The 25817-nt window shown below is 60.0% G+C and carries 31 protein-coding genes and 1 pseudogene; 12 read left to right on the plus strand and 20 right to left on the minus strand.

Features of this window, described 5'->3' with window-relative positions:
• Window positions 1-260 precede the first annotated feature (260 nt).
• The 4 genes from ACPYOI_RS13665 to ACPYOI_RS13680 form a co-directional block, all read right to left on the minus strand.
• Window positions 261-1232 (minus strand): ABC transporter substrate-binding protein, encoded by a 972-nt coding sequence (locus ACPYOI_RS13665; protein ID WP_481417471.1) that lies wholly within the window; start codon window positions 1230-1232, stop codon window positions 261-263.
• Between the two features lie 56 nt (window positions 1233-1288).
• On the minus strand, window positions 1289-2416 hold the full coding sequence (locus ACPYOI_RS13670) for an ABC transporter permease (RefSeq protein WP_481417470.1): 1128 nt from the start codon (window positions 2414-2416) through the stop codon (window positions 1289-1291).
• Window positions 2413-3297 carry an ABC transporter permease gene (locus ACPYOI_RS13675; protein WP_481417469.1) on the minus strand — a complete coding sequence of 295 codons (885 nt, stop codon included), beginning with the start codon at window positions 3295-3297 and terminating at the stop codon, window positions 2413-2415. The genes ACPYOI_RS13670 and ACPYOI_RS13675 overlap by 4 nt, the downstream gene beginning before the upstream one ends.
• Window positions 3298-3477: 180 nt before the next feature.
• Window positions 3478-4263 carry an ABC transporter ATP-binding protein gene (locus ACPYOI_RS13680; RefSeq protein ID WP_481417468.1) on the minus strand — a complete coding sequence of 262 codons (786 nt, stop codon included), beginning with the start codon at window positions 4261-4263 and terminating at the stop codon, window positions 3478-3480.
• A 98-nt stretch (window positions 4264-4361) separates the two neighbouring features.
• Here ACPYOI_RS13680 and ACPYOI_RS13685 point away from each other — a divergent pair, with 98 nt between their 5' ends.
• Window positions 4362-4778: a cupin domain-containing protein gene (locus tag ACPYOI_RS13685; RefSeq protein WP_481417467.1), complete on the plus strand. Its 417-nt coding sequence runs from the start codon at window positions 4362-4364 to the stop codon at window positions 4776-4778.
• A 9-nt stretch (window positions 4779-4787) separates the two neighbouring features.
• Here ACPYOI_RS13685 and hydA read toward each other — a convergent pair whose 3' ends face one another.
• Genes hydA through ACPYOI_RS13700 form a run of 3 tightly spaced genes read right to left on the minus strand, consistent with a single transcriptional unit; the run spans window position 4788 to window position 7977 of the window.
• Entirely contained in the window at window positions 4788-6242 is a 1455-nt protein-coding gene (hydA, locus tag ACPYOI_RS13690) for a dihydropyrimidinase (protein ID WP_481417466.1), read from the minus strand.
• Window positions 6243-6262: 20 nt separating this feature from the next.
• Complete coding sequence (locus tag ACPYOI_RS13695; RefSeq protein WP_481417465.1) at window positions 6263-6727, minus strand: hypothetical protein; 465 nt, start codon at window positions 6725-6727, stop codon at window positions 6263-6265.
• On the minus strand, window positions 6724-7977 hold the full coding sequence (locus ACPYOI_RS13700; protein ID WP_481417464.1) for a Zn-dependent hydrolase: 1254 nt from the start codon (window positions 7975-7977) through the stop codon (window positions 6724-6726). The genes ACPYOI_RS13695 and ACPYOI_RS13700 overlap by 4 nt, the downstream gene beginning before the upstream one ends.
• A 292-nt stretch (window positions 7978-8269) precedes the next feature.
• Here ACPYOI_RS13700 and ACPYOI_RS13705 point away from each other — a divergent pair, with 292 nt between their 5' ends.
• Entirely contained in the window at window positions 8270-8911 is a 642-nt protein-coding gene (locus tag ACPYOI_RS13705) for a TetR family transcriptional regulator C-terminal domain-containing protein (protein WP_481422948.1), read from the plus strand.
• Window positions 8912-8961: 50 nt separating this feature from the next.
• Here the strand turns inward: ACPYOI_RS13705 and ACPYOI_RS13710 are convergent.
• Window positions 8962-10443, minus strand: a pseudogene (locus ACPYOI_RS13710) (GAF domain-containing protein); the annotation flags it as partial.
• A 480-nt stretch (window positions 10444-10923) separates the two neighbouring features.
• Here ACPYOI_RS13710 and ACPYOI_RS13715 point away from each other — a divergent pair.
• Complete coding sequence (locus tag ACPYOI_RS13715; protein ID WP_481419594.1) at window positions 10924-11130, plus strand: hypothetical protein; 207 nt, start codon at window positions 10924-10926, stop codon at window positions 11128-11130.
• A gap of 91 nt (window positions 11131-11221) precedes the next feature.
• Here the strand turns inward: ACPYOI_RS13715 and preA are convergent, their stop codons facing one another.
• The 4 genes from preA to ACPYOI_RS13735 form a co-directional block, all read right to left on the minus strand.
• Window positions 11222-12535: an NAD-dependent dihydropyrimidine dehydrogenase subunit PreA gene (preA, locus tag ACPYOI_RS13720; RefSeq protein ID WP_481419593.1), complete on the minus strand. Its 1314-nt coding sequence runs from the start codon at window positions 12533-12535 to the stop codon at window positions 11222-11224.
• A gap of 15 nt (window positions 12536-12550) precedes the next feature.
• Window positions 12551-13912, minus strand: coding sequence for an NAD(P)-dependent oxidoreductase (locus ACPYOI_RS13725; RefSeq protein WP_481419592.1), 1362 nt, complete (start codon window positions 13910-13912; stop codon window positions 12551-12553).
• Between the two features lie 390 nt (window positions 13913-14302).
• Window positions 14303-15256, minus strand: a complete 954-nt coding sequence (locus ACPYOI_RS13730; RefSeq protein WP_481419595.1) for a sensor histidine kinase — start codon at window positions 15254-15256, stop codon at window positions 14303-14305.
• 236 nt (window positions 15257-15492) lie between these two features.
• Complete coding sequence (locus ACPYOI_RS13735) at window positions 15493-16287, minus strand: response regulator (RefSeq protein WP_168832528.1); 795 nt, start codon at window positions 16285-16287, stop codon at window positions 15493-15495.
• 269 nt (window positions 16288-16556) lie between these two features.
• Between ACPYOI_RS13735 and ACPYOI_RS13740 the strand changes: the two genes are divergently transcribed.
• Both ACPYOI_RS13740 and ACPYOI_RS13745 read left to right on the plus strand, forming a co-directional pair.
• On the plus strand, window positions 16557-16763 hold the full coding sequence (locus tag ACPYOI_RS13740; protein WP_168832563.1) for a NepR family anti-sigma factor: 207 nt from the start codon (window positions 16557-16559) through the stop codon (window positions 16761-16763).
• A 12-nt stretch (window positions 16764-16775) separates the two neighbouring features.
• A complete protein-coding gene (locus ACPYOI_RS13745; RefSeq protein WP_168832529.1) occupies window positions 16776-17330 on the plus strand; it encodes an RNA polymerase sigma factor in 555 nt (184 codons plus the stop codon).
• A gap of 55 nt (window positions 17331-17385) precedes the next feature.
• Here ACPYOI_RS13745 and ACPYOI_RS13750 read toward each other — a convergent pair whose 3' ends face one another.
• Both ACPYOI_RS13750 and ACPYOI_RS13755 read right to left on the minus strand, forming a co-directional pair.
• Complete coding sequence (locus ACPYOI_RS13750) at window positions 17386-17787, minus strand: hypothetical protein (protein WP_481419591.1); 402 nt, start codon at window positions 17785-17787, stop codon at window positions 17386-17388.
• A 9-nt stretch (window positions 17788-17796) separates the two neighbouring features.
• On the minus strand, window positions 17797-18141 hold the full coding sequence (locus tag ACPYOI_RS13755) for a hypothetical protein (RefSeq protein WP_481419590.1): 345 nt from the start codon (window positions 18139-18141) through the stop codon (window positions 17797-17799).
• Window positions 18142-18472: 331 nt separating this feature from the next.
• Between ACPYOI_RS13755 and ACPYOI_RS13760 the strand changes: the two genes are divergently transcribed.
• From ACPYOI_RS13760 to hmuQ, 3 genes are read left to right on the plus strand one after another with little or no spacing between them, the layout of a single operon-like run.
• Window positions 18473-18886, plus strand: coding sequence for a DUF2325 domain-containing protein (locus tag ACPYOI_RS13760; protein ID WP_481419589.1), 414 nt, complete (start codon window positions 18473-18475; stop codon window positions 18884-18886).
• The gene (locus ACPYOI_RS13765; RefSeq protein ID WP_481419588.1) at window positions 18883-19149 is read left to right on the plus strand and encodes a hypothetical protein; all 267 of its coding nucleotides are present in this window, start codon (window positions 18883-18885) and stop codon (window positions 19147-19149) included. The genes ACPYOI_RS13760 and ACPYOI_RS13765 overlap by 4 nt, the downstream gene beginning before the upstream one ends.
• Window positions 19150-19159: 10 nt before the next feature.
• Window positions 19160-19474, plus strand: a complete 315-nt coding sequence (gene hmuQ / locus ACPYOI_RS13770) for a heme-degrading protein HmuQ (RefSeq protein WP_481419587.1) — start codon at window positions 19160-19162, stop codon at window positions 19472-19474.
• Between the two features lie 47 nt (window positions 19475-19521).
• Here hmuQ and ACPYOI_RS13775 read toward each other — a convergent pair whose 3' ends face one another.
• Together ACPYOI_RS13775 and ACPYOI_RS13780 are read right to left on the minus strand one after the other, a co-directional pair.
• Complete coding sequence (locus ACPYOI_RS13775; RefSeq protein WP_481419586.1) at window positions 19522-19887, minus strand: DUF423 domain-containing protein; 366 nt, start codon at window positions 19885-19887, stop codon at window positions 19522-19524.
• 8 nt (window positions 19888-19895) lie between these two features.
• Window positions 19896-20285 carry a group II truncated hemoglobin gene (locus tag ACPYOI_RS13780; protein WP_481419585.1) on the minus strand — a complete coding sequence of 130 codons (390 nt, stop codon included), beginning with the start codon at window positions 20283-20285 and terminating at the stop codon, window positions 19896-19898.
• Window positions 20286-20441: 156 nt separating this feature from the next.
• Here ACPYOI_RS13780 and ACPYOI_RS13785 point away from each other — a divergent pair, with 156 nt between their 5' ends.
• The 4 genes from ACPYOI_RS13785 to ACPYOI_RS13800 all read left to right on the plus strand — a co-directional run bounded on the left by ACPYOI_RS13785 (window position 20442) and on the right by ACPYOI_RS13800 (window position 23368).
• Window positions 20442-21005 (plus strand): TetR/AcrR family transcriptional regulator, encoded by a 564-nt coding sequence (locus tag ACPYOI_RS13785; RefSeq protein ID WP_481419584.1) that lies wholly within the window; start codon window positions 20442-20444, stop codon window positions 21003-21005.
• A gap of 16 nt (window positions 21006-21021) precedes the next feature.
• Window positions 21022-21363 carry an SMR family transporter gene (locus ACPYOI_RS13790; protein ID WP_481419583.1) on the plus strand — a complete coding sequence of 114 codons (342 nt, stop codon included), beginning with the start codon at window positions 21022-21024 and terminating at the stop codon, window positions 21361-21363.
• Window positions 21364-21529: 166 nt separating this feature from the next.
• Window positions 21530-22315, plus strand: coding sequence for a ThuA domain-containing protein (locus tag ACPYOI_RS13795; RefSeq protein ID WP_481419582.1), 786 nt, complete (start codon window positions 21530-21532; stop codon window positions 22313-22315).
• Window positions 22316-22324: 9 nt separating this feature from the next.
• The gene (locus tag ACPYOI_RS13800; protein ID WP_481419581.1) at window positions 22325-23368 is read left to right on the plus strand and encodes a Gfo/Idh/MocA family protein; all 1044 of its coding nucleotides are present in this window, start codon (window positions 22325-22327) and stop codon (window positions 23366-23368) included.
• Window positions 23369-23436: 68 nt separating this feature from the next.
• Here the strand turns inward: ACPYOI_RS13800 and ACPYOI_RS13805 are convergent, their stop codons facing one another.
• From ACPYOI_RS13805 to ACPYOI_RS13820, 4 genes are all read right to left on the minus strand, one after another.
• Entirely contained in the window at window positions 23437-23832 is a 396-nt protein-coding gene (locus tag ACPYOI_RS13805) for a DUF1236 domain-containing protein (protein WP_481419580.1), read from the minus strand.
• A gap of 410 nt (window positions 23833-24242) precedes the next feature.
• Window positions 24243-24647 (minus strand): DUF4238 domain-containing protein, encoded by a 405-nt coding sequence (locus ACPYOI_RS13810; RefSeq protein WP_481422949.1) that lies wholly within the window; start codon window positions 24645-24647, stop codon window positions 24243-24245.
• 41 nt (window positions 24648-24688) lie between these two features.
• Window positions 24689-25138, minus strand: coding sequence for a DUF4238 domain-containing protein (locus ACPYOI_RS13815; protein WP_481419578.1), 450 nt, complete (start codon window positions 25136-25138; stop codon window positions 24689-24691).
• Between the two features lie 359 nt (window positions 25139-25497).
• Window positions 25498-25817 (minus strand): TolC family protein (locus ACPYOI_RS13820; RefSeq protein ID WP_481422950.1); only part of this gene is annotated, 320 nt, incomplete at its 5' end.

The following is a 25817-nucleotide window of genomic DNA, read 5'->3' on the forward strand; positions in this document are numbered from 1 at the left end:
GCTCGTACGTGGTATCGATTTGCTTGACGCGCAAGACTGGCAGAAAATAATTCCCCACCAGAGAGCATTAATTACCATTTGCGTCCAAATCAATCGGCGAGTGGTTATGTATTCATTCCGATGATTGATTGCCGCATAGTATTATGACGTCACAGCCTCCGCCGATGCGACATCGCTTGCGAAATTTTTTCAATCGCCGCCAAAAAAAAGCGAAAACGCGCGGACTTCTCCGCGCGTTTCGTGTTTGGTTGGACGGCCACTTATTTTGCGGCAGCGTCCGTAACGTCGTGCGTCCAGGCGCCTGACGGCTCCTTGTTGATGATCTTCTGGTCGAGAAGAGCCTTAGCGGTGCGATCGTAAAGCGTGGTGTCGAGCGTGCCCGTGCCGTCGCCGATCAATTTGGCGACTTCGCCCATCATGCGCTTCTGATGGTTCTCGTCCTGCCCGCCGTTATCCACGACGATCTCGGCTGCCTCATCCGGGTTGTCGACCGCGTATTTCCAGCCCTTCATCGACGCCTTGACGAACTTGACCATCTTTTCCTTGAAGGCGGGATCCTTGAGCTTGCTTTCCATCGCATAGAGGCCGTCCTCGAGAAGATCGTTGCCCATCGCGGTATAGTTGAAGACGAGCAGGTCTTCCGGCTTGAAGCCGGCATCGATCGCCTGCCAGTATTCATTGTAGGTCATGACCGAAATGCAGTCTGCCTGCTTCTGCAGGAGCGGCTGAACGTCGAAACTCTGCTTCAGAACGGTAACGCCATCCGGACCGCCTTCAGTCTTGAGGCCAAGCTTGTTCATCCAGGCGAAAAACGGATACTCGTTGCCGAAGAACCAAACGCCAAGCGTATGACCCTTGAAATCGGCTTCGGTCTTGATCGGGCCGTCCTTGCGGCAGATCATCTCCATGCCCGACTTCTGAAAAGGCTGCGCGATGTTGACCAGCGGAACGCCCTTTTCGCGGGCAACGAGCGCGCCACCCATCCAGTCGACGATCACGTCGGCGCCGCCGCCGGCGATGACCTGCTCAGGCGCGATATCCGGGCCGCCCGGCTTGATGGTGACGTCGAGGCCCGCCTCTTCGTAGTAGCCCTTTTCCTTGGCGACGTAATAGCCGGCGAACTGGCTCTGCGTGACCCATTTTAGCTGCAGCGTTACCTTGTCGGCAGCCATTGCCTGGGCTGCCGCGAGCGACATTGCGCTCGCCATCATCGCAATAATCAGTTTTTTCATTTTCTTTTTCCCTCTGAAGTTATGCCCCAATCCCATTTGCGGGAACAAAGCGACGCCTAGCCACCACGGATAGACGGATGCCAGAACGTCACCGCCCTTTCGGCGAGGGCGACGACCCCATAGAAGAGCGAGCCTGCCAGCGCCGCGACGGCGATCTCGGCCCAGACCATATCGACGTTCATGCGGCCGATTTCGGTGGAGATGCGAAAGCCCATTCCGACGATCGGTGTTCCGAAGAATTCGGCAACGATGGCACCAATCAGCGCCAGCGTCGAGTTGATCTTCAGCGCATTGAAAATGAAAGGCATGGCGGCGGGAAGCCGGAGCTTCAACAGCGTCTGCCAGTAGTTCGACGCGTAGGTGCGCATCAGGTCGCGCTCCATGTTGCCGGACGCCGCCAGTCCGGCAACGGTGTTCACCAGCATGGGGAAGAAGGTCATGATGATGACGACGGCAGCCTTTGACGGCCAGTCGAAGCCGAACCACATGACCATGATCGGAGCGACCCCGATGATCGGCAGCGCCGAAACCATATTGCCGATCGGCAGCAGGCCGCGGCGCAGGAACGCCACCCGATCGGCAAGGATGGCGACAGCAAACCCGGCGGCGCAACCGATGACATAGCCGATCAGCACCGCCTTGAAGATCGTCTGCCGCACGTCGTCGAACAGGATCGGCAGCGAACCGGCGAGCCTGGCGCCGATCGCACTCGGCGGCGGAAGGAGCACGAAAGGAATGCCGAAGCCGCGGGTCGCCGCTTCCCACAGGATCAGGATCCAGGCGCCAAAGATCGCCGGGATCAGCAGCCGCAGGAACGAGCTTCCGAGCTTCGACATGGGTTTCAACGCGGAGAGCACTGCAACGCAGCGCCAGGCGAGCAGCCAGCAGGCGGCGATCAGGAAGAAGAAGGATTTGGTCGCCATGCCCTCGTTGCCGCCAATGCCGGAAAGCAGCATCCAGGCGGCCGCGTGCGTGCCGATCAGCAGCACCGTTGCGGAATAGGCCGGCGGCAGCGGCGCGATGGAAATGAGCGCGGATCCGGCGACCACGGCAATGATCAACGTCACCGTTCCGTCGGTGAAGGGGTAGGGGGCGCCCTCACTGAGAAGCGGCAGCGATATCACGGCCGCAATACATAGAAGGAGCGAAATCGAAGCTTGCCAGGAGATGCCCGGAAATTTCATGCCGGCCTCCCGCCCATGGCGCGATCGACGATCTTCGCTACCAGGCCGACGATCGCAACGAGCATGGCCGCCAGCACCGAGCCTGCGACAAGTGCCGCCCAGATATCGATCGTCTGACTGTAATAGGAACCCGCCAGCAGCTTCGAACCGATACCGGCAACGGCGCCCGTCGGAAGTTCGCCAACGATGGCGCCGACGAGACTTGCGGCAATCGCCACCTTCATCGAGGTGAAGAGAAAGGGAATGGAGGCCGGGACACGCAGCTTCCAGAATGTCTGTGCCGGCGTGGCGTTATAGGTGCGCATCAGGTCGAGGTGCATGATTTCCGGCGAGCGCAGGCCCTTCACCATGCCGACGGCGACGGGGAAGAAGGAGAGATAGGTCGAGATCAGTGCCTTCGGGATCAGGCCGGTAATGTTGATCGCCCCGAGCACGACGATAACCATCGGCGCGATCGCCAGGATCGGCACCGTCTGCGAGGCGATGATCCACGGCATCAGGCTCCGGTCGAGCGCCTTGATATGCACGATGCCGACGGCGATCAGGATGCCAAGCAGCGTGCCGAAGGCGAAGCCGAGGACCGTCGAGGAGAGGGTGACGCCGGCGTGATAAACAAGGCTGCGATTGCTCGAGAGTTTGCGCAGGAAGGTGTTCTCGAAAAAGTTGCTCGCCACCTGGTGCGGCGCCGGCAGGACCGGTTTCGGCTGTGACAGCGTCTTGCCGATGAACTCCATCGTGGTGGGGGTGATGTTGTTGCGGGTATCCATGTCCCGCTGGAAGGACGAATTGAGGAGAACAGCCGCGACATACCAGACGGCGATCAGTGCCACGAGGATGGTGAGGACGGGGATGAGTTTGTCCTTGAGGGTGTCGGGTTTCATGAGTGACCTCCCGCTTCTCCCCCGCGGGGAGAAGATGTCCGAAGGACAGATGAGGGGGTGAGCGACGAAAGGAGCGAGCGTCCGGAGCGATAGCCGACGGACGAGCTTACTGCACCGGCCCCCTCATCCGACCCTTCGGGCCACCTTCTCCCCGCCGGGGAGAAGGGAACAGCAACCAACCTACTCCTCATAGCTATGCCCCGCTCTCAGGCCCTCGCGCACACGGTGGGCGATGGCCAGGAATTCCGGCGTCTCGCGGATGCCGAGCGGGCGCTCGGCCGGGAGCGTCGAGTCGATGATGTCGGTGACGCGGCCGGGGCGTGGCGACATGACGATGATCTTCGTCGAGAGATAGACGGCTTCAGGGATCGAATGGGTGACGAAGCAGATCGTCTTGTTGGTGCGCGCCCAGAGCTTCAGCAGTTCCTCGTTCAGGTGGTCGCGGACGATTTCGTCGAGTGCGCCGAAGGGTTCGTCCATCAAGAGCAGGTCAGCATCGAAGGCCAGCGCGCGGGCGATCGAGGCACGCTGCTGCATGCCGCCGGAAAGCTGCCAGGGAAACTTCTTCTCAAAACCCGAGAGGTTGACGAGTTCCAGCGCCTCGGCGATGCGCCGCTTCTGGTCGTCAGCCGCATATCCCATGATTTCCAGGGGGAGCGCTATGTTCTTGTCGATCGTGCGCCAGGGATAAAGTGCGGGCGCCTGGAAAACGTAGCCGTAGGCGCGCGCCTTGCGCGCTTCTTCCGGCGTCATGCCATTGACGGTGATCTCGCCCGAGGTTTTCCGCTCGAGATCGGCGATGACGCGCAGGAATGTCGTCTTGCCGCAGCCGGAGGGACCAATGAAGGAGACGAAGTCGCCCTTGCGGACATCCAGATCGACATTGCTCAGCGCATGCACCGGCCCGTCATTCGTGTGGTAGGTGAGACAGAGATCCTTGGCGGATACGACGGACGCTGCTTGCATCGATGCTTGACCAATCCTGTTATTCCCGCCTGCAGCGGTTTGCGTGCTATGATTGTCACCGTTTTCTGTTGCCGCGGCAAAATTCATGGAGAATGACGATGGATGCGAAGTCAAAGCCTACCTGCCACATCATTCGCCCGAGCCATGCCTATGACGGCAAGCAGGGGCTGAGCTACTTCGAAGGCATTGCCGCGGAAACGGTCGGTGCGAAGGGCATCTGCATGCATCTTCTGACGATCCCGCCGGGCGTTCGCGCCAAGGCGCATCTGCACGAGGCGCATGAAACGGCAATCTACATGCTCTCCGGCGAGGCGCACACCTGGCACGGCGACCAATTGGAGCACCATGTCGTCGTCCATGCCGGCGAGCTTTTCTACATTCCGGCCGGTGTTCCCCACCTGCCGGCGAACCTCAGCAGCACGCCTTGCACCGCGATTATCGCACGGACGGACCCCAACGAACAGGAAAGCGTCGTCCTGCTGCCGGAGTTGGATGGGCTGGTGCAGGAGCGATGAAGCCAAGGATCACACCCCGCTTGCCGGAATGCCTGACCGTTCGACCTTGCGCGGCGCAGTGATTTCCTTCCAGGTCGAGAGTGCCTTGCTGACGGCGGTAACCGGCTCGCGCCTCACGAATTCGCCGTGGCCTTCCTGCGTCTTGATTGCGTCCTCCTCAATGGCCACGACGCCGCGAGTCAGCGTGTAGCGCGGCAGGCCGGTCACTTGCTTGCCTTCGAAGACGTTGTAGTCGATGGCCGATTGTTGCTTCTTCGCCGAGATCGTCTTTGAGCGGTTCGGATCCCAAACGACGATATCGGCATCGGCGCCGACGAGGATCGCGCCCTTTTTTGGATAGATATTGAGGATCTTGGCGCTATTCGTGGAAGTCACCGCGACGAATTCGTTCATCGTCAGTCGGCCGGTGTTGACGCCGTAGGTCCAGAGCATCGGCATGCGGTCTTCAAGGCCGCCGGTGCCATTCGGGATCTTGGTGAAATCGCCGACGCCGGTGCGTTTCTGGTCGGTCGTGAAGGCGCAATGGTCGGTCGCGACGACCTGCAGCGAGCCGGAAGCAAGGCCGGCCCAGAGGCTGTCCTGATGTTGCTTGTTGCGGAACGGCGGCGACATGACGCGGCGGGCGGCGTGATCCCAATCCTTGTTGAAATATTCCGTCTCATCGAGCGTCAGGTGCTGGATCAACGGTTCGCCATAGGCCCGGATGCCCTTCTGGCGGGCGCGGCGGATGGCTTCGTGCGCCTGTTCGCAGGAGGTGTGGACGATATAGACCGGGCAGCCGGCCATGTCGGCGATCATGATCGCGCGGTTGGTCGCCTCGCCTTCGACTTCGGCCGGGCGCGAATAAGCATGTGCCTCCGGGCCGTTGTTGCCTTCTGCCAGAAGTTTCGACTGCAATTGCGCGACCACATCGCCGTTCTCGGCGTGCACCAGCGGCAGGGCGCCGAGCTCGGCGCAGCGCTGGAAGGAGGCGAACATTTCGTCATCGTTCACCATCAGCGCACCCTTGTAGGCCATGAAGTGCTTGAAGGTGTTGATGCCCTTATCCTGAACGACGGTCTTCATTTCGTTGAAGACCTGCTCGCTCCACCAGGTGATCGCCATGTGGAAGGAGTAGTCGCAGTTGGCGCGGGTCGACTTGTTGTCCCACATGGTCAGTGCTTCGAGCAGCGACTGGCCGGGCGAGGGAAGGGCGAAATCGACCACCATGGTCGTGCCGCCGGAAAGTGCGGCGCGCGTGCCGCTTTCGAAATCGTCGGAGGAGTAGGTGCCCATGAAGGGCATTTCGAGATGGGTGTGCGGGTCGATGCCGCCCGGCATGACGTAGCAGCCGGAGGCATCCAGCACCTCGTCGCCGGAAAGGTTCGGGCCGATCTCGACGATCTTGCCGCCGTCGATCTTCACATCCGCCTTATAGGTCAGATCGGCGGTGACGATGGCGCCACCCTTGATGACTGTGCTCATTGTTGTTCCCCTTGTTCATGCTATTCGTCCTGTGGCGGCGTATATTTGAAGTCGACCGGAGTTCCCTCGTCTCCCGTGACCACGCTGAGCCCTTTTGCCGTGAAGTAAGTAACTGGTATCAAATTGAAAGGGCTTTCGCAGGCCGGGAAACCCTTGCTCAGAAACATGGATACTTTCAAAACCGCGCCGCGTGTATCCGATATATTCTTATCGACGTTGACAACGACAATAACGCCTGCTTCTTTTCTGATGATCTTAACTATTTTCTCTGAAATCGTCTCGCTGCGAATCTTTTGATCTGATTTCAGGTGATACGTACCTTCGAACGTACAAAAGTCGCTGCGGGCGGCCCAAGCGCTAGCGCCTTTTGACAACGAGCCGTATGAGCCGACGATGTTGTCAACCGTTGCAGCCGAAGCCGTTGGCATGAGTGACATTGACCCAGTTAGTCCGATTACCGCGAACTTGGCCAAGCTTTTGCTCACCCGACGATCTCCGCCGTCTCGACCACCGCATGGAACAGCACGTCCGCACCGGCGCTCGCCCATTCCTTCGATATGTCTTCCGCCTCGTTGTGCGACAGGCCGCCGACGCAGGGGCACATGACCATGGTCGTGGGAGCGACCTTCGCGGCCCAGCAGGCGTCGTGGCCGGCGCCGGAGATGAGGTTCATGTGGCTGTAGCCGAGCCTTTCGGCCGCGTTGCGCACCGCGGTGACCAGCTTCGGGTCGAAGGTCACTGGCGCGAAATGGCCGATCGCCTCGATCGAGCATCCAACACCCAGCGCATCGGTGATCTTCGGCGCTTCGGCCTCGATCTTGGCCCGCATGCGGTCGAGCTTTTCCTTGTCCGGCGAGCGGATGTCGACGGTGAAGACGACCTTACCGGGCAGCACGTTGCGCGAGTTCGGCGTGAAGAAGACCTGGCCGACGCCGCCGACGGCGCCTGGCTGGTTCTCCATGGCAACCGCCTGAACCATCTCCATGATCCGCGCCATGGCAAGCCCGGCATTGACGCGCATGTTCATCGGCGTCGATCCCGTATGAGCCTCCCTGCCGGTCAACGTGAATTCCAGCCACCAGAGGCCCTGACAGTGCGTGACGACGCCGATCTGCTTGTCTTCCGCTTCGAGGATCGGGCCCTGCTCGATATGGTATTCGAAATAGGCGTGCATCTTGCGGGCGCCGACTTCTTCGTCGCCGAGCCAGCCGATGCGCTTCAGCTCGTCGCCAAAGCTCTTGCCTTCCGGGTCCTTGCGACCATAGGCGTATTCGAGCGTATGCACTCCGGCAAAGACGCCGGACGCCAGCATGGCCGGGGCGAAGCGGGCGCCTTCTTCGTTGGTCCAGTTGGTGACGACGATCGGATGCTTGGTCCTGATGCCGAGATCGTTCATCGTGCGAACGACCTCAAGCGCACTGAGCACGCCGAGGACGCCGTCAAATTTGCCGCCGGTCGGCTGGGTATCGAGATGCGAGCCGACATGGACGGGCAGCGCATCGGGATCGGTGCCGGGGCGCGTCGCAAACATCGTCCCCATCTTGTCGACGCCGACGGTCAAGCCGGCGTCTTCGCACCATTTGCGGAAGAGGCCGCGGCCCTCGGCATCGGAGTCGGTCAGCGTCTGGCGGTTGTTGCCGCCGGCAATACCGGGGCCGATCTTCGCCATGTCCATGAGACTGTCCCAGAGACGGTCCCCATTGACGCGCATATTCTCACCTGGCGCTGCCACCATGTCTGAAAATCCTCACCTGTTTTCCGCCGTCATGCCAGGAGCATGCGCCGTCTGTTCCCATCGCCAATTCCCGGTGCGCTTGTTTGTTTTGTTACGCCGGAAAATCCGCAGTTGCCTTTGTTTTGCACCTGACAGATAATTTGACCGATTGGTAAACATTACAGCTTCCCGCGCCGGGCTCAAGACGAAAATCAGGAAAAATACAGCCAAAATTGCAGGCAGTTGCTCAAAATGACGGCAGGGTGAGCCGTCTGGGCGAAGCAACTGAATTCCAAGGGGAAATGAGAGCCAGATGGCAATTCCGAGAGCAGCGAAGACCCAGCGGCGCACACGTATTCAGGAAGAAAAGGAAGAGCAAATTCTGGAGGCGGCTCTCGATGTGTTTTCCGCCAGAGGTTTCCGCGGCTCGACCATCGACCAGATCGCCGAAGTGGCCGGGATGTCGAAGCCGAATTTGCTTTATTACTTCCGCACCAAGGAGGCGATGCACCGGGCTCTCATCGACCGGGTGCTTTATACGTGGCTGGAGCCGTTGCGCGCCTTCGATGCCGATGGCGATCCGGAATCGGAAATCTGCAACTATATCCGCCGCAAGCTGGAAATGGCCCGCGACTTTCCCCGCGAAAGCAGGCTGTTTGCCAACGAAGTGCTGCAGGGCGCCCCGCATATCGAAGACGAATTGAAGGGGCCGCTGAAGGAACTCGTCGACGAGAAAGCCGAGGTTATCCGGGCCTGGGCAAAAGCGGGAAAGATCGCCGAGTGCGATCCGTACCATCTTATCTTTTCCATCTGGTCGACGACCCAGCACTATGCCGACTTCGATGTCCAGGTCCGCGCCGTTCTTGGCCAGGAGCATGCGGGGGCAGGGCGCTTCGAGGATGCCGGGCGTTTCCTCGAGCAGCTCTTTACCAGCGGGTTGGTTCGGCCGGCCTGATCGAACCTCCGCCGCGCTGCCGTTTACCCGGCCAGGCGGCGGGCCGCTTGAAGCGTGAGGCGGATGGTTTCCGCAATATGGCGTTCTGCTTCGGAAAATGGCAGTGAGCGTCCGCGCACCATTTCAGACCAGGCCTCGAAGCGCTTGCGGGGCGTCAGGTCCGAGCCACTGGAGGCGTGCTGAATCGTGTTGGGCGGATCGCCCGCCCAGCGCACCGTGCGCAGGATTTCCTGGCGGAAGAATATCACGTAATCGCTTGGCGACCGCGAGATCGGAATGGCAAGAAGCCCGGCTGCGTCGCCGTTCGCCGCGGCGTCGGGGCTGAATTCGGCGAGGTGATCGATCGCAAGGACTTGGCCCGATGCGCGGCGATTCAGCGTCTCGACCAGCGCCGGAAATTGCACTTGTGAGGGTGTGAGCCCCCGCACTGCCACGCGGCCGTTGATCCAGACGGCAATGCCGTCAGCAGGGACGGTGTCGGCGATGGCTTCGTTCAGCCACGCCGCGTCAGCGAGCAAGTCCGCATTGTCCGTAACGGCAGTCAGCAGCCGCTCGACGGTCCGCCGTGCCCCGGTCTCCAATTCAAGAGCCCGCTGCCGTTCCCGGCTTTCCAGCCGCGACGCGAACATCTGGCCGAAGAGTTCTGCCGCCGAGCGGCGCTCGAAGGACGGAAGGCGAGCGGTGTAATGATGGCAGGCGAGGAGGCCCCACAGATTGCCGTTCACCATGATCGGCAGCCAAAGCGAGGCTACGACGCCGATGTTCTTCAGATATTCCGCGTGGACCGGCGAGACCGAGCGCAAGATCGCCAGGGAGAGATCGGTTGTCCGACCGTGCTCGTCGGCCTCCGGCAGGACCGGAACCGGCGCAGTTTCGACATCGGCGATAACACGGAAGATATTGCGGGTATGGAGGGCGCGCGCCTCGGCCGGAAAGTCCGAGGCCGGAAAATGAAAGCCAAGGAATGATCCGATGGCAGGCCTTGCGGCTTCCGCGGCGACTTCGCCCGACCCTGTGTCATCGAAGCGGCAAACCAGGACGCGATCGAAACCGGTGATGCCGCGCGCCTGCCGGGCAGCCTCGCGCAAAAACTCTTCCGGCGTCTGCGCTTGATCCAGGCGGGCCATGATCGCGCGGATCGATATCGTCGAGCCGCCCTGGCGCCCATCTTGAGAGGGTTCGCCCTCGATGATGATTTGGTCATCGCTGAGGTGTAGAGCCACGTCGAAGGCAGGACCACCATCGGCAAAGGCGATGCAGAACAGCCGCTCGACAATGCCTGGACCGCGCATGACGGCCAGCCGGTTGCGGATGGCGTGCAGCGTCTGGGGCATGATGATGGCGGAAAGCGGCTGCCCGAGCGCGTCCTTGTAGCTTACGCCCAGAAATTCTTCGAGATTGATCGAAGCGCGCATGATCTTCCAATCGGAGGAAGCCACAATCAGGAAACCGAAAGGCTGGATAGCGCCGAGTTGGTAAAGCTGCGCTCGGTCGCAATTCGTCGGTTCGAGTTGACGGGACGGTTCGCTCACGAGACAGGCAACTCCAGTTCCATTTCAGCTACCTTGCATAGCGGCCGGTTCGGGATCAGCCATTCAATATTGACCTGCTCCGGCGCGCTCTGAGTGAGATGCCGCATCTTCCCACGACTTTTTTGGCTGCCGCTTCATTCCGGCGTCGCAAGGCAAGGCATATATGGCGGGAATACGCCATATCCAGTGAATACATCAATAAGTTGATATGGCCCCTCGCTTTTCCCGTTAATTCATGAGAGGCGGCGGCTTTGCTGCCAACGGGGCCGCGGCGTCGACTTCCGCCGGAGCAGTCCTTCGTCGCTAAGCCGGTCATCAAGCCGCTAGCGGCTGCCGCAAAAATTGCTTTGTCAAAATAGATAGTTATGCCGTTTTCGCGCTGAAATCTCCTAAAATATATTTTCCAGAAGGCAACATTATACTAATGTAGTACTTGAATATCGGGTGGTGGTAAAAAGTAATATCTTTGGGAGGAATAGTATGTCTCAAGCAGTGGCCTCGAAGAAGCGCGTCTTGACTTCAGGTGATCTGACTATGTTGGACGGTTTGCTCAAGGATTGGTGCGACGATCGCGGTTATGACATTTTGAACATAGAGGCACAGGAGGCTGCGCAGGAGTTGACGATGTGGTTTGAGTTTGGCGTTGATCGACCGGATCAACTTCGGGAGCTGCTTGCAACACGTTGACTTGCAAAGCCTGCAATCAAGCCAGCAGGATCCTAGAATAGGGTAGAAAGCAACGCCGCGGAGCGATGGTTTCCGCGGCGTTGCTCGTTCATCACTCCGCGGCCTGTCTTGCCATGGGATTGTTCGGATGGGTCGTCCAGTTGGCGTAGGTACTTTCCACCACACGACCTGTGCGCTCGTCGAGAGCGCCTGCAGGCAACTGCTCCATGGTGATGCAATTCTCGACCGGGCAGACATTGACGCAGAGGTTGCAGCCGACGCATTCCTCTTCCAGCACCTCAAAATGGCGAACGCCGTTGACGAACTGCGTGATCGCCTGATGCGAGGTGTCCTCGCAGGCGATGTGACAGCGGCCGCATTTGATGCAAGCGTCCTGATCGATCTTCGCCTTGGTGATGTAGTTGAGGTTCAGGTACTGCCAGTCGGAGAGGTTTGGGACGGCGCGGCCGGTGATGTCGTCGAGGTTCCTATGGCCCTTGGCGTCCATCCAGTCGGAGAGGCCGGATATCATCTCCTGCACGATTTTGAAGCCGTAGGTCATCGCCGCCGTGCAGACCTGCACATTGCCGGCGCCGAGGGCGAGGAACTCCGCCGCGTCGCGCCAGGTGGTGATGCCGCCGATGCCGGAGATCGGTAGACCGTAGGTTTCCGGATCGCGGGCGATCTCAGCGACCATATTCAACGCGATCGGCTTGACGGCCGGACCGCAATAGCCACCGTGGCTGCCCCGGCCGTCGATCGAAGGCTCGGGCGAGAAGGTGTCGAGATTGACCGCGGTGATCGAGTTGATCGTGTTGATCAGCGAGACGGCGTCCGTACCGCCCGCCTTGGCGGCGCGCGCCGGCTTGCGGATGTCGGTGATATTCGGCGTCAGCTTGGTAATCACAGGCATGCGCGTGTACTGCTTGCACCAGCGTACGACCATTTCGATATATTCCGGCACCTGCCCGACAGCCGAGCCCATGCCGCGTTCGGACATGCCGTGGGGACAGCCGAAATTGAGCTCGATGCCATCAGCGCCCGTCTCTTCGACGAGCGGCAGGATCGCCTTCCACGCATCCTCGGTGCAGGGCACCATGATAGAGGCGATCAGCGCGCGGTCCGGCCAGTTCATTTTCACCTGCTTCATTTCGCGCAGGTTTGTGTAGAGGTCGCGGTCGGTGATGAGCTCGATGTTGTTCAAGCCGAGCAGACGGCGGTCGGCACCCCAGATCGCGCCGTAGCGCGGACCGTTGACGTTAACGATCGGCGGGCCTTCTTCCCCGAGCGTTTTCCAGACCACGCCGCCCCAGCCCGCCTTGAAGGCGCGCTCGACATTGTAGGCCTTGTCGGTCGGCGGCGCGGAGGCGAGCCAGAACGGGTTGGGGGACTTGATGCCGACGAAATTGTTGCGGAGATCAGCCATTGTTCATTCTCCCCTTTACGCGACAGCAACGGTCGGCTGCGCATCGGCAGTCAGCATGTGGTTGATGGATTCGGCAGCATCGCGGCCGTGCGCGACCGCCGAGACGGTCAGATCATCGCCGCCGAAAACGCAGTCGCCGCCGGCCCAGACGCCGTCGAGCGAGGTGCGGCCTTCGCCGTCGACTGCGATGCGCCCGGATTCCATGCGAAGCGTTCCGAGGCCGGACCCCTCGAAGGTCTGGCCGATCGCCTTGAAGATCTGCTCGGCGGCAATGACGCCGGTCTCGCCGGTCGTGACGAGGCGGCCTTCGACGATCTTCGTATACTCGACTTCGATCGCAGCGACCTTGCCGTCCTTTGCAAGAATGGACTTCGGCGCAAGCCAGTGGCGGATGATGACGCCCTTCGAGGTAGCAAGATCCTGCTCGAATTCCGAGGCGTTCATATGTTCCTTGCCGCGGCGGTAGCAGATCGTCACCTCTTCGGCGCCGAGCAGCTTGGCCTGCACGGCGGCGTCGATCGCCGTCATGCCGCCGCCGAGAACGACGACGCGGCGGCCGATCGCAATCTCCGCCTTGTCCTTGGCCTGGCGGAGCGCGGCGATGAAATCGACGGCATCGTCGGCGCCCGGCAGGTTTTCGCCTTCGATGCGGAGCGCATTGACGCCGGCCAGTCCAATGCCGAGGAAGACGGCGTCATACTGCGACTGCAGATCCGCGAGCGAGAAATCACGGCCGAGCTGTTGCCCGTGGCGGACTTCGATTCCGCCGATCGACAGCACGTAGTCGACTTCCTTCTGCGCGAAGTCGTCGACCGTCTTATAGCTGGCGATGCCGTATTCGTTCAGGCCGCCGGATTTCGGCCTGGCGTCGTAGATGACGACCTCGTGGCCTTTGACTACCAGTCGATGGGCGGCTGCGAGACCCGCCGGACCCGCGCCGACGACGGCGATCTTTTTTCCGGTGGAGGCAGCGCGGGTGTAGAACTGCTTGCCTGCCTCCATGGCTGTATCCGTTGCGTAGCGCTGCAGGCGGCCGATCTCCACGGGCTTTTCCTCTGCCGTGTTGCGCACGCAGGCCTGTTCGCAGAGCTCTTCGGTGGGACAGACGCGGGCGCACATGCCGCCCAGGATGTTCTGGTCGAAGATCGTCTTTGCAGAGCCGATTGGATTGCCGGTGGCGATCTGGCGGATGAACAGCGGAATGTCGATCGAGGTGGGACAGGCCGTCATGCACGGCGCGTCGTAGCAGAAATAGCAGCGGTCGGCGGCGACCAGCGCCTCATGCTTGTCGAGGCGCGGATGCAGATCGGAAAAATTAGTCTCATACTCGGCGGGCAAAAGCCGGCCGGCATGGATCCCAGTTTCCAGTCGTTCCATTGAAGTTCCCTCATTATTGGTAAACGGCTAGTGAGGGAAAGCGTAACTCAGTATCAAAAATTTATCAAACGGTAAAATTTTGATACCGATCACTAGTTAAGTAGTTGATTATTTTGCTAAATGTATCGCGCGATCGGCAGCCGAAACGCCTCTCGCACGGCCCAAAGTTGATGCGTATCGAAAAAAATCTCTTGAAAATGTATTTTTTTTCATAACCGCCGGAACCAAAGGTTAACGGCGTCGTTTAGGCGACATCCAGATGATGATCGCATCGACCCAACATGCGCGCCCCCAACTCATCATCTGGATTACTCACGGTCCCCTCCCGATGAGTGAAAACAGCCAGTGCGCCGCCCTCGCACTGGCTGTTTTGATGTGCGCGCGGCTGAGTTAGGCGCGCTTCAGGATTTCGAATTCCGTCTCGGGGATATGCAGATAATATTCGATGCGGCCCGGGAGCAGTTTCAGTTCCGCCTTGCCGTTCATCGATGATGGGACGACGCGTTCCAGCACACTCCTGCCGAAACTGTTTTCGCTGAACTCGTGAATGTCCGTACGGTTCGGGAGGACTTCCACCCAGGCCACCTCGATCGCCTTCCTGCCGTTCAGTTTGACTTCCTTGCAGTTCAGCGTGACCGATGATGCGCCGCCGGCGATCGCGCCATAGGAGGCCGAATTGACGACGAGTTCATGAAGAGCGAGCCCAAGATGCACGGCGGCATTCGGTGTCAGATGGGCATTGATGCCGAAGATCGGCATGGATCCGGCCGTTTCCGGCCAATAAGGTGCAAACTGCTTTTCCGCCAGGTCAAAGAGATAAGCGCCGCGCCAGCTCGAATCCGTGATCAGGTCCTGTGAATTCGAGAGCGATTGAAGGCGCCCCCGAAACTTCACGAGGAAGCTATCAAGCGACAGCGTATTGCGCGCCGTTTGGGTCGCGATGCCCTGGATGATCGCGAGCAGATTCTTCGAACGATGCGAGAGTTCGCGCAGCAGTGATTTCAGCACCTTTTCACGGTGCCGCATTTCGGTCACTTCGGAAATGACCGAGAGAATGCCAAGGAAGCCGTCGCCGTTGACGCGCTGGACCTTCAGTTCATAGGTTCGGATCTCGCCGTCAACGTCGAGATCGATTTCGGCATTGGTCGCCGATCCGGTTTCGAGCACGTTGGACTTCAAGACCCCCAGGTAGTCTCCATGCACTTGACCGAAAAGATCGCCGTCTCTGCCGCCGGCGAAGTACCGTTCGGCGAGGTGGGGCGGCAAGTTTTCGGCATAGGAAAGTGCCAGCGTAGCGTCCTGGAACAGAATCGAGATTCCGGCGCTGCTCAACGCCCGCTCCATCATCGCGGACTTGCCTTCGAGCGCGAAGGGCCTCCCGGTTAGTGGTTCCGTCGTATTCACCTAGCCGCCGTCCCTTCGATCCTTCTGGTGCAGCTGGAAAGAGGTTGCCGTTCAGGAAACCTGCCGGTCATACTACGCGTAAGCGTTGCAAAAACCGTTAAAGGCGCTACCGAAGCCACCAGCTAACTGGGAACGCCTCGTTCTTCGCTTTGTTCCGTCGCTTTGGCGGCTAAGCCTCATGCGGCAACCTTGTTGGATTCATTGAAAAATAGCGCCTGGCTGATCAATGCTTTGACCATGTCGGGATTGAAGGGCTTGGTGACGAGGAAGGTTGGTTCGGGCCGCTCGCCCGTCAAAAGGCGTTCGGGGAAGGCCGTGATGAAAATCACCGGCACGCTCGATGTCTTCAGAATGTCGTTCACGGCGTCGATGCCTGAGCTGCCGTCGGCGAGCTGTATATCGGCGAGAACCATGCTCGGCTTGGTCTTATTGTAAAGCGCCACGGCTTCCGTGTGCGTGCGGGCAATGCCGGTGACCTTGTGGCCGAGACTTTCCACCATCTGCTCGATATCCATCGCGATCAGCGGCTCGTCTTCGATGATCATGATATCGGTGGCAACCTGCCGCGATATCTCCTGCGAGGCAGTGTCGAGCAGGGTCATGATTTCCTGTTCCTCGATATCGAGAATATCGGCAATTTCGCCGACGCGAAAATTCTCGACTGAAGCGAGGATGAAGGCCTGGCGGGCTAGCGGAGAGACCTTGGCCAGGTTCACCGTAGCACGCTGCTCCCAAGCGTACGGCGAAGCCGGCTCGGGAATCTGGACGGCGGTGGAACCAAAAAGTTGCGTGAACAGTTTGTACAGTGCGACACGGTCGTTCGCGGTATCCGGAAAAATCGATATGTCGGCGATGATCGCTTCGAGAACTGCAGCAACGTAAGCATCGCCTGACGTCTGGGTGCCGGTAAGTGCGCGGGAATAGCGACGCAGATAAGGAAGGTGCGGCGCAATTCGAGTAGAAAGTGTCATTAAAAACTCCCGTCGGTAGGCCATATCTGGCTTTAATGTTGTGAAAACGCCGCGCTGTCAAAAAAGTTCCAGCAACTGCGGAACTTTTGATCCAGCCCTGCATTATGATCGCGACAGATGAGGGCGCATCGCATTTTGAGCATGATAACCGGCAGAGATTTTTCACACCGACCGCTTCGAAGCGGCAGCCGGTGGTGCCGGCGTCTCAAGCCGCCGCGAACAAGTATCGCGCCTTCAAACAGAGACAACCGGCGAGAAGCGACGAATTAATGACAAAACAGCAAAAAAATGAACAGAATAAGCAGCGGCTGGACATGCGCGCAAGCGACATCCTCGACCCAACCAACCAGATTGGCATCAAACTGCGCTCTCTTTACGCGGCGGTTCAGGAGGAGGCGATCCCCGACCGTTTTCTCGATTTGCTTGAAAAACTGGACGAGGCAGAGATGATGGCGACGGCCAAGGTGGCCGAATAGGGGCGCGCGTTGATGGCTAAAGTTGAACCAAGCTTCAAACGCGAACTGCTGGCTGCCTTGCCGAGCCTGCGCGCTTTCGCGATTTCACTGATCGGCCGGCACGATCGTGCCGACGACCTGGTGCAGGACACCATCATGAAGGCCTGGGCAAAGCAGGACCACTTTGAGATGGGCACCAACATGAAGGCCTGGCTTTTCACGATCCTGCGCAACGAGCTTTACAGCCAGATGCGCAAGAGCGGCCGCGAGATCCAGGACAGCGATGGGTTGTTCACCGAGTCGATGGCCATGCACCCGTCGCAATACGGCGCTCTCGATCTGCAGGATTTCAAAAAGGCACTCGATCGATTGCCTCCCGACCAGCGCGAGGCCATCATTCTCGTTGGCGCCTCGGGCTTCTCTTATGAAGAGGCTGCCGAGATTTGCGGATGTGCGGTCGGGACGATCAAGAGCCGCGTCAATCGCGCGCGGCAGCGTCTGCAGGAGCTGCTGCAGATATCAGGCGAGGCAGATTTCGGTCCCGACGCGACCTCTGCGCCGCTGACGTCGAAAGCCTTCGCTTTTTGATTGCTACGAGTTTGATGAGTGAAAAAAGCCGGCGGTAGCGCCGGCTTTTTCATATCTAGTCGCGGCGCTTGGAGCCCATAAGGGTCGACGCAATGAGCGCGGTCAGCACACCGGCGGTCAAGAGCGGCTGCGAGCGGACAAGGCCGATGCCGATTGCAGCCATCGACTCCATTGCCAGACGGCGTTCGCGTTCCCGGCGGGCTTCCCGTGCATTGATGATCGCCATGACGATCAGCACCACGATGCCCAGCAGCAGGGCGCAGGCTGCAAGGAAGAGGACGGCACCCAAGGCTCCGTAGGTGCTTTCCAGCCATATCGCCAGGGCTGTTACCGCGAGCACATAGGCGGTCAGAAAGAAGAGTGCGGCGGCGGCGATAAAAATGCCGCTGCGCTTTGTTCGCGCAATGGTCCTGTGAACGCCGTCCCCCACGAGCAGGCCAAGGATCGGAGCGAGCATCAAACCTCCTTAACGGCGTACGAGGAATGCAAGCACAAGAGCAACGGCGGCAGCCGTTCCAATTGCCGCAACCGGGTGGCTCCGCACGGTGTCGCGAACTTCCGTGGCGCCGCGCGTATAGCCCTCCTGCAGGTCGCGAAGCAGGTCTTCGCCGCGCGCGATGAGTTCGTCATAGCCCGCCGCCGCCTGATAGCGTGACCTGTCGCCGTAGCGCCGCGTATTCTTGCTGACGAGCTTGGTCAAAGCCGCGATTTCGTCGCGCAGACTTTCGATCTGATCCTCGATCGTGGATTCGATGTCGTGAAGCGTTCCGTTGCCAGAACGTCCGCGAGCGGAGTGGAAGAGGGAAGCCATGATGCTCTCCATCTGTGAGGCGCAGAAAAGGCGCCGGTTTCAACGAGGTCTGAACCGGAGGTGGCATTGACCCAACTAATCGAGCGTCAAACGCGTGGGGCAATCAAAAGTTCCGGTCGGGATCGCCAGTCGGCGGACGGTATCGCTCCTCGAAATCACCTGCCTTGGACGGGGCAGGCCGAGCTGGACCGCCATGCGGAGGCGAAAATGACCGATGTTAAAATATGATCTTTGGAGTCAACTTTATACTTTACCGCAGAAATCAAGTTTAATAAGGTGCCGCTCGCACACGCAGGAAGCGTGTGACGGTCAACGAGCGAACGGGTGGTAAATGGCTCGCAAGGCGAAGAAGGGATCAAACCAGGGCAACCGCGTAACTGCGGATGCGCCGGCGCAAGCGTCGCAACAGGGGCCGGGACAATCCAAACCGAGTGTCCGCAGTTTCCTCTATGTCGGCGGCCGCGATTGCCAGGTGGCGCATCTTCGTCAGATCGCGAGCAGCTTCGGCGCCGAATTGATCCACCATGATGGCGGCCTGCGCGAAGCCGTTTCCCGTATCGACACTGTCCTTCCCTCCGTCGATTGCGTGTTCTGCCCGATCGACTGTATCAGCCACGATGCTTGCCTGCGTGTGAAGACCGGCTGCAAGAAGTTCGGCAAGACGTTCATCCCGCTGCGCAACGGCAGCAAATCGAGCCTCGAGCGTGCGCTGCAAACCATGAACGAAAGAGACAGTTCCCGATGACAGATCAGCCCTTCCAAGGCTTCATGATGATCGGCCTGCACAAGCTCGCCGCGCAGAACGGCGACGGTCTCGTGCCCGAGCTCTACGATCTCCTGACGGAAAATGCCGCTCGCCGGGAACTCTATTCGAATGTGATGGAGTTTCCCGTGTGGGAAGCGCGCCAGTCAGGCGAAATCGGGGATCGCCCCCTTGGGGACGAGGCGACGAACGGCGATAATGTCGTTGCCTTTCCGAAAGCGCGCGCGAAAGGCAGGAAGACGTAAGGAGGTCCCGATGTATATTGCCATGAACCGCTTCAAGGTCGCGAGCGGCGCCGAGACGGATTTCGAAAATGTCTGGCGCAACCGCGACTCAAGCCTGGCGCAGGTGCCGGGCTTCGTCGAGTTCCGGCTGCTGCGTGGCTCGACGAACATGGAGGAAGGCTACACGCTCTTCGTCTCGCATACGATCTGGCAAAGCGAGGAAGACTTCTTGAACTGGACGAAGTCCGAGAACTTCCGCGCCGCGCATCGCAATGCCGGCGAGAACAAGGTCATGTACAAGGGGCCGCCGGTGTTCGAAGGATTTAACGTCGTAGACGGAATCTGAAGAGGCAACTACGGCACCGCTGTATTGGCGCCCGACGGTTGACCGCGTCAGCGGCGCATCAAGCCACCCGCGGCGACCGCCAGCCAGCCGAGCATCATCGCCCAGCCGCCGGTTGGCGCTGCGTAGGGGAAAAGCCCGTGGCCCGTGAAGCGCAGCATCACGAGATCGCCCGCAAAAAGCGTCGTTCCGACGATCATCAGCAAGCCGGCGAGCGTGGCGGTTTTGATCTTCTCCATGCCGATAGCCAAACCCAATAGGGCAGGGGCATGCGCCAGGCACATCGCGGACGCGGATGCTGGCAGGGCGGCATCGCCCCCGCCATGCGCCGCGACGGCGGCAAGCGCCACGCCGGCAAAGCCAAACAGTCCGGCAAAGACGAAGAAAAGCGGGACGGTGCGTGCGTTCGAGACCATGCCGGATCCTATTCCTTGTTCTGCATATGATGCGCAAGCCGTTCGATCGGCGGCCAGACGATGTCGCGCAGCTTTTCGTTGGCGATGGTTTCGTCCATCGCGCGGCGGAAGCAGAGCAGCCATTCGTCGCGCTCGACTGGGCCGATCTCCGCGACGAAGTGTCGGCTACGAAGGCGCGGATGGCCGCGCTTGTCGGTATAAAGCGGCGGGCCGCCGAGATACCCGGTCAGATACTCGTAGAACTTTTCCTCGCTGCCTTCGAGGCTGGGCGGATGAACCGCGCGAACATGCTTTGCCTCCGGCAACGTGTCCATCAGTTGATAGAAGCGATGCGACAAGGCGCGCACCGTCTGCTCGCCTCCGATCGCCTGATAGAGGGTGATAACCTCTTCCGTCACAACACTATCCCTTGAAGTCCGATCCTTATTGCACTGCCGCTGCTGAATTCGCAACCCAATCGCCAGGGCCGCGTCATTTCGCGCCAGAGTCCCAATATGGGTGCAGAGAATAAGATCTCGATTGACAAAACCGTCCAGACGGTATTTTTATAAGTGATGTCAAACGCTCATCATCGCAAGAAGCAGCCTGTTCTGGTGCGCCGGCAATTGCTGGACGTGGCAGCGCGCCTTGCGGCGAAACAGGGAATGGCTTCGGTAACGCTCGATGCGGTCTCCGGAGCGTCCGGGGTCAGCAAGGGCGGATTGCTGCACCACTTTCCGACGAAGAACGCGCTGCTGGATGCTCTGTTCGAAAGTCTCCTCGAACGCTTCGACGAGGAGCTGGATGAACGGATGCGCGCAGATCCGCTTCCGCACGGACGCTTTACGCGCGCCTACCTTCTCGCCTGCGCCAGCATCAAGGAGAAGCGGGACGATTCCAGCCAGTGGGCGCAAGTGACGATTGCGATGCTGGCGGAGCCGCGGCTGCGTGAACGCTGGCGGCAGTGGGTTCGGGAGCGGGCGGACGAATATGTCGGCACCGACTCTTCGCTCGACGCGCAGATGGTGCGCTTTGCGGCGGATGGCCTCTGGCTTGCTGACATGACGGAAAGTCATGAGATCGATGCCACCGAGCGCAGCGCGCTGATCGCTCGCCTTACCGAACTCACGACGCGCTAGTTTTAAGGACAGAACCATGAGCCCAGCTGCCGTCTACGCGCTGCTCTTTGCGGCAATCGTGCTGGAAGTCATCGGCACGACGGCCCTGCAACTGTCACAGCAGTTTACGCGGCTGTGGCCGAGCGTGCTTCTCGTCGTCTGCTATACGGTGGCCTTCTATGCTTTGTCGCACACCCTCAAGGTCATTCCCGTTGGCATCGCCTATGCCATCTGGAGTGCATTGGGGATCGTGCTGATTTCTGGCGTCGGGCTTGTGTGCTTCAAGCAGCGGCTCGATCTGCCTGCGGTGATCGGACTTGCGCTGATCGTTGCCGGCGTTTTGATCGTCAATATTTACTCGAAATCCATTTCGCATTGATTTCGCTACTGTTCTTCCTATTCTTATTTTTTCGCTGTCAAAATAACGTCAAATGTCTATGTGTTCCTCTTAACGCGGAGGAGTGAGGGTGCCATCGGCATCCTTCCAAAGCGTATCGACTATCCACCCAGCCTTTTCAGAATTTGCGTCCGGAGGAGCACCGACAATGGCCATTCGCACTGTCGTTTGGGGTGAAAACATCCACGAGAACACCAATGCCGTCGTCAAGGGCATCTATCCCGAGGGCATGCATACGACCATTGCCAATGCGCTGAACAGCGATCCGGCGATCAAGGCGACGACCGCAACCCTGCAGGAACCGGAGCACGGGCTTTCCGAAGCGCGGCTTGCCGAGACCGATGTACTCATCTGGTGGGGCCACAAGGACCACGGCGCGGTCTCCGACGAGGTCGTCGAACGCGTTGCCAAGCGGGTCTGGGAGGGAATGGGGCTGCTGGTGCTGCATTCCGGGCATTTCTCGAAGATATTCAAGCGGCTGATGGGCACGCCCTGCGCGCTGAAGTGGCGAGAGGCGGGCGAGCGTGAGCGGCTGTGGGTCATCAATCCCCGCCATCCGATTGCCACAGGTCTCGATGAGAGCTTCATCCTCGAGAACGAGGAAATGTATGGCGAGCAGTTTTCTGTTCCCGAGCCGCTGGAAACGGTGTTCATCTCCTGGTTCCAGGGCGGCGAGGTGTTCCGCTCCGGCATGACGTGGCGGCGCGGCGCGGGCAACATCTTCTACTTCCGCCCCGGCCACGAAACCTATCCGACTTATCACGACGCCAACGTCCGCAAGGTGCTAATCAACGGCGTCAAATGGGCCTATAACCCGCAGCCCGCGTTGACGAGCATTACGGATGCTCCAAATGTGCCGGTGGAAAAAGCGCTGGAGCCGATTGAGGAGCGCGGTCCCAAATTGCACCAGGCCGGCGAAGCCGGTTACCGCTGAGGAGAATTCATGCGACTACTGGTACTTGGTACGGGCGTCATGGCGAAGAACCAGATGCGCCATTTCGCCCACATGGAGGGCGTCGAGGTCGTCGGCGCCGTCGACACCGATCCCGCGCGCCTGAAGCACTTCGCCGACGAACTCAAAATCGAAAAGCGTTTCCTGACATTGGACGAGGCTTTGGCCTGGGGCGATTTCGATGCGGTGACCAACATCACGCCAGACCGCGTCCACTATCCGACGACGATGGCGCTGATTGCCGCAGGCAAGCATGTGTTCTGCGAAAAGCCGCTGGCGGAAAGCTATCCGAAGGCTCTGGAGATGACGGAGGCAGCCGAACGGGCCGGCGTCATCAACATGGTGAACCTCACCTATCGCAACGTTGCGCCGCTGCAGCGGGCCCGCGAGATGGTGCTCGCCGGCGAGCTTGGCACGATCAAACACGTGGAAGCATCCTATCTGCAGAGCTGGCTCGTTTCGCGCGCCTGGGGCGACTGGCGTACGGAATCGACCTGGCTCTGGCGGCTTTCGACCGGTCACGGCTCGAACGGCGTGCTCGGCGATGTCGGCATCCACATCCTCGACTTCGCAGCCTATGGCGCGGCAACGGACATCGATCACGTGTTCGCTCGCCTCAAGACCTTCAACAAGGCGCCCGGCGGCCAGATCGGCGAATACCTTCTCGATGCGAACGACAGCTTCACGATGTCCGTCGATTTCGCCAACGGTGCGCTCGGTGTCATTCACGCCAGCCGTTGGGCAACCGGTCATCTGAACGAGCTGAAGCTGCGCATCTACGGCGAGAGAGGGAGCCTCGAGGTCAGCCATCGTCCGGCCGGATCGGAACTGCGCGGCTGTCTCGGCGACGATGTCGAGAGCGCGACCTGGAGGGCAATCGAGGTGCCGCCCGTGCCGACCAACTACCAGCGGTTTGCCGATGCCGTCAGGAGCGGCCTGCAGCCGGACCCGAACTTCCGCCACGCCGCCAACCTTCAGAAAGTGCTAGATCTTGCCATGATCACCGAGCGCGATCGGTGCGAACTCAAGGTCTGATGCCGATTTTGAAGTCTACGAAAACCGCCGCTCTTACGAACGGCGGTTTTTGCTGGCCGGGATAGGGCTTATTGGATGACCTGAACAACGCGGTGTGTGCTCGGTTCGACGATCACACGCTGGTTGTTGACCATCGTATAGGCGTATTTCGGATTTTCCGGCACCGGGATGACCTGTACGTCCGCCGGAAGCGGCTTGCCGACAACGATCGGTTGCTTGATGATGACAGGGGTCGGCGGAGCCGGCTGCGCCTCGACATAGGTCACAACCTCACGCGGCGGCGGATCGATGATCGCGCCGGCCACGGCGCCGGCAACGCCACCCACAGCGGCGCCCACAGGCCCGCCGACAATTGCACCCGTAACGGCTCCACCGGCAGCTCCGGTAACGGCTCCGCCAGCCAACGCATTCGTGGCTAGGGACGACAGCGCCAGGGCGCTGGAGACAAGTAGGATCTTGTACATTTTGCTTTCTCCTTAGCTCGAGTCTGCAAAGAAGAAACGGAGGGGGAGGGCGGTTGTTCCCCTATTGCGAGTGTGACGGAATCACGCTTGCAACGCCACGGTTACATGGCGTGAGGCGGCGGAAGCACGCCCTGCGACCAAAGAAAATCGACTAATCCTTGCCGATGGGGCGATCGGCGTCGCGCCCGTGGAACCGCTACCGCACGCCATCGCGAGCCTGCTGGTACGACGAGCAATTCAGGGTGCTTTGGCCGGAATATGCCGACATGCCTTATGCCACGGTGTCCCAGCGCCTTTACCAGACGTTGGGCTGGTCTCCGCAGTTCGACGGTGATCGCTTCGAGCGCATCAAGATGGCGGCGGCGTTCTTCTTCCTGCCGGCGCTGGCGCTTCTTGTCGTCGGCTCCCTGCTAGATTGGGCCTTTGCCGGTTTCGCTCGTCCGAAAAACCTTAGCGAACGACGGCCCTTCCTTCTTGCCCATCATCTTCCGCACTTCAGCAGTGTGGGTGTCATCGAGTGCATAGACGTACTTGCGGCCCTGCCCGATGACAGTTTCGTTGACCTTGCGGACAATCCGGCTCATCGGCGCCTTTGCAATCTCTTCCGCGAACTGCACCGTCGTGCAGGCTATGAACAGCCGTGTCGGGCTTATGGGGAGCGCATAGTGGCCGGTGTAATGAATCAGGCCGTTGGTCATAATAGTCGGCCGGTCGGAGGTCATGAACTTCCGCGCCACCTTGTTGGAATCGAGCACCATCCAGTGCATTCGCCGCAGGAGCTTCAGCGCGTTCGGATGCTCGATGAGCTTGGTCATGGTGATTACTGCCTGCCGCTCGGCGCCGGTGGGATCTGAGTTTAGAATCCACTCTTCAAACGTCTCGGGTCACCTGGCTGCCGGATGGCCTCGTATTTCGCTGTGAAGACCTCGTTCGGCGTGTAGTAGTCAATCGTGAAGCGCGCCTTGAACTTCGCCATCTCCTCCGGATTGCGGAAGATGAGCGACATGACGAACCGCGCCCACGAGTGGCGGGTTTCGGCATCCTGCGGGATCTTGTCATTGAGCATCATGTCGCGGGCGCGGACGGCCGCGTTGTCCACGAAGCTCATGAAGAACCTCTCGACGTTATGCTTGGTATCTTCCGTCACGCCGGGGATGACATACAAATCGCCTTCAAAACCGGTCGAAAGCGTCCCGTACCGGCCGGTCTGGATGCGGCCCTTGTAGCCGCGCCGGTATTCCTGAAGCTTATGGTCATCCCCTAGCCACGGGCGAAGGTAGAATTGCGGGATGTAGTGGTGTTTCAAGCAGACTCACTTTTTTGATGCAGCCTGCCGCTTATACCACTTGTTCCAGTTGAGCCCCTTCCCCCGGTCGCGCTGGTCGAACAACTCTCCACCGAATTTTTCCATGAAAGCCTCTCCTCCGGCATGGGTGGCGAAGCAGTGGATATTGTAGCTCTTTGCCGCTGTCGTGAGACCGTCCGGAGTATGAGGCTTCATCCTTTTGGAGAGATATCCAAGACCTCAAAGCTATGCTTTGATAGCGGCGAACGGCATGATGCTCGCATAGCCGTCTCACCACTCCTCCGATGAGGAAGAGGGGCTGGCCGGTCGATTACAGGCCGGCCTTTTTTCCGTTGCACCAAGCGCGCGCTGCTTGCCTCTCAGCTTTTTGAGACCGGTGCTGCTGCGGCGGCGGATGTCGCGGCGGCTCCGGCCTTGACGCCGGCTGCGGCATAGCCGCCGCCGATGGCGACGTTGAGGGAGACGTAGTCCTTGGCCATCTGCTGGATGGCGGCCGCCAGGCTGGCGTCGGCCAGGGAGACGTTGCGCTGGGCATCGAGCACGTCGAGCAGCGAGGAGGCGCCGTCCTTGTAGCTGGCGGTCGACAGTTCCAGCGATTCCTCCGTCGTCTTGACGTTGGCGCGCAGTGCTTCGACCGTCTGGGCGTCGCGGCGCACCGCCGACAGCGCGTTCTCCACCT

This window comes from Rhizobium sp. SVR5-2C (genome assembly GCF_056755115.1).

Coding starts and splice junctions, on each gene's coding strand:
- ACPYOI_RS13760 (WP_481419589.1), top strand. CDS start 18,473: ATGGCTCGCAAGGCGAAGAAGGGATCAAACCAGGGCAACCGCGTAACT.
- ACPYOI_RS13665 (WP_481417471.1), bottom strand. CDS start 1,232: ATGAAAAAACTGATTATTGCGATGATGGCGAGCGCAATGTCGCTCGCG.
- ACPYOI_RS13775 (WP_481419586.1), bottom strand. CDS start 19,887: ATGGTCTCGAACGCACGCACCGTCCCGCTTTTCTTCGTCTTTGCCGGA.
- ACPYOI_RS13730 (WP_481419595.1), bottom strand. CDS start 15,256: ATGGAGCGGGCGTTGAGCAGCGCCGGAATCTCGATTCTGTTCCAGGAC.
- ACPYOI_RS13795 (WP_481419582.1), top strand. CDS start 21,530: ATGGCCATTCGCACTGTCGTTTGGGGTGAAAACATCCACGAGAACACC.
- ACPYOI_RS13725 (WP_481419592.1), bottom strand. CDS start 13,912: ATGGAACGACTGGAAACTGGGATCCATGCCGGCCGGCTTTTGCCCGCC.
- hmuQ (WP_481419587.1), top strand. CDS start 19,160: ATGTATATTGCCATGAACCGCTTCAAGGTCGCGAGCGGCGCCGAGACG.
- ACPYOI_RS13745 (WP_168832529.1), top strand. CDS start 16,776: ATGGCTAAAGTTGAACCAAGCTTCAAACGCGAACTGCTGGCTGCCTTG.
- ACPYOI_RS13755 (WP_481419590.1), bottom strand. CDS start 18,141: ATGGCTTCCCTCTTCCACTCCGCTCGCGGACGTTCTGGCAACGGAACG.
- ACPYOI_RS13705 (WP_481422948.1), top strand. CDS start 8,270: ATGGCAATTCCGAGAGCAGCGAAGACCCAGCGGCGCACACGTATTCAG.
- ACPYOI_RS13740 (WP_168832563.1), top strand. CDS start 16,557: ATGACAAAACAGCAAAAAAATGAACAGAATAAGCAGCGGCTGGACATG.
- ACPYOI_RS13765 (WP_481419588.1), top strand. CDS start 18,883: ATGACAGATCAGCCCTTCCAAGGCTTCATGATGATCGGCCTGCACAAG.
- preA (WP_481419593.1), bottom strand. CDS start 12,535: ATGGCTGATCTCCGCAACAATTTCGTCGGCATCAAGTCCCCCAACCCG.
- hydA (WP_481417466.1), bottom strand. CDS start 6,242: ATGAGCACAGTCATCAAGGGTGGCGCCATCGTCACCGCCGATCTGACC.
- ACPYOI_RS13790 (WP_481419583.1), top strand. CDS start 21,022: ATGAGCCCAGCTGCCGTCTACGCGCTGCTCTTTGCGGCAATCGTGCTG.
- ACPYOI_RS13670 (WP_481417470.1), bottom strand. CDS start 2,416: ATGAAATTTCCGGGCATCTCCTGGCAAGCTTCGATTTCGCTCCTTCTA.
- ACPYOI_RS13785 (WP_481419584.1), top strand. CDS start 20,442: ATGTCAAACGCTCATCATCGCAAGAAGCAGCCTGTTCTGGTGCGCCGG.
- ACPYOI_RS13805 (WP_481419580.1), bottom strand. CDS start 23,832: ATGTACAAGATCCTACTTGTCTCCAGCGCCCTGGCGCTGTCGTCCCTA.
- ACPYOI_RS13735 (WP_168832528.1), bottom strand. CDS start 16,287: ATGACACTTTCTACTCGAATTGCGCCGCACCTTCCTTATCTGCGTCGC.
- ACPYOI_RS13680 (WP_481417468.1), bottom strand. CDS start 4,263: ATGCAAGCAGCGTCCGTCGTATCCGCCAAGGATCTCTGTCTCACCTAC.
- ACPYOI_RS13715 (WP_481419594.1), top strand. CDS start 10,924: ATGTCTCAAGCAGTGGCCTCGAAGAAGCGCGTCTTGACTTCAGGTGAT.
- ACPYOI_RS13685 (WP_481417467.1), top strand. CDS start 4,362: ATGGATGCGAAGTCAAAGCCTACCTGCCACATCATTCGCCCGAGCCAT.
- ACPYOI_RS13675 (WP_481417469.1), bottom strand. CDS start 3,297: ATGAAACCCGACACCCTCAAGGACAAACTCATCCCCGTCCTCACCATC.
- ACPYOI_RS13750 (WP_481419591.1), bottom strand. CDS start 17,787: ATGCTCGCTCCGATCCTTGGCCTGCTCGTGGGGGACGGCGTTCACAGG.
- ACPYOI_RS13800 (WP_481419581.1), top strand. CDS start 22,325: ATGCGACTACTGGTACTTGGTACGGGCGTCATGGCGAAGAACCAGATG.
- ACPYOI_RS13700 (WP_481417464.1), bottom strand. CDS start 7,977: ATGGTGGCAGCGCCAGGTGAGAATATGCGCGTCAATGGGGACCGTCTC.
- ACPYOI_RS13810 (WP_481422949.1), bottom strand. CDS start 24,647: ATGACCAAGCTCATCGAGCATCCGAACGCGCTGAAGCTCCTGCGGCGA.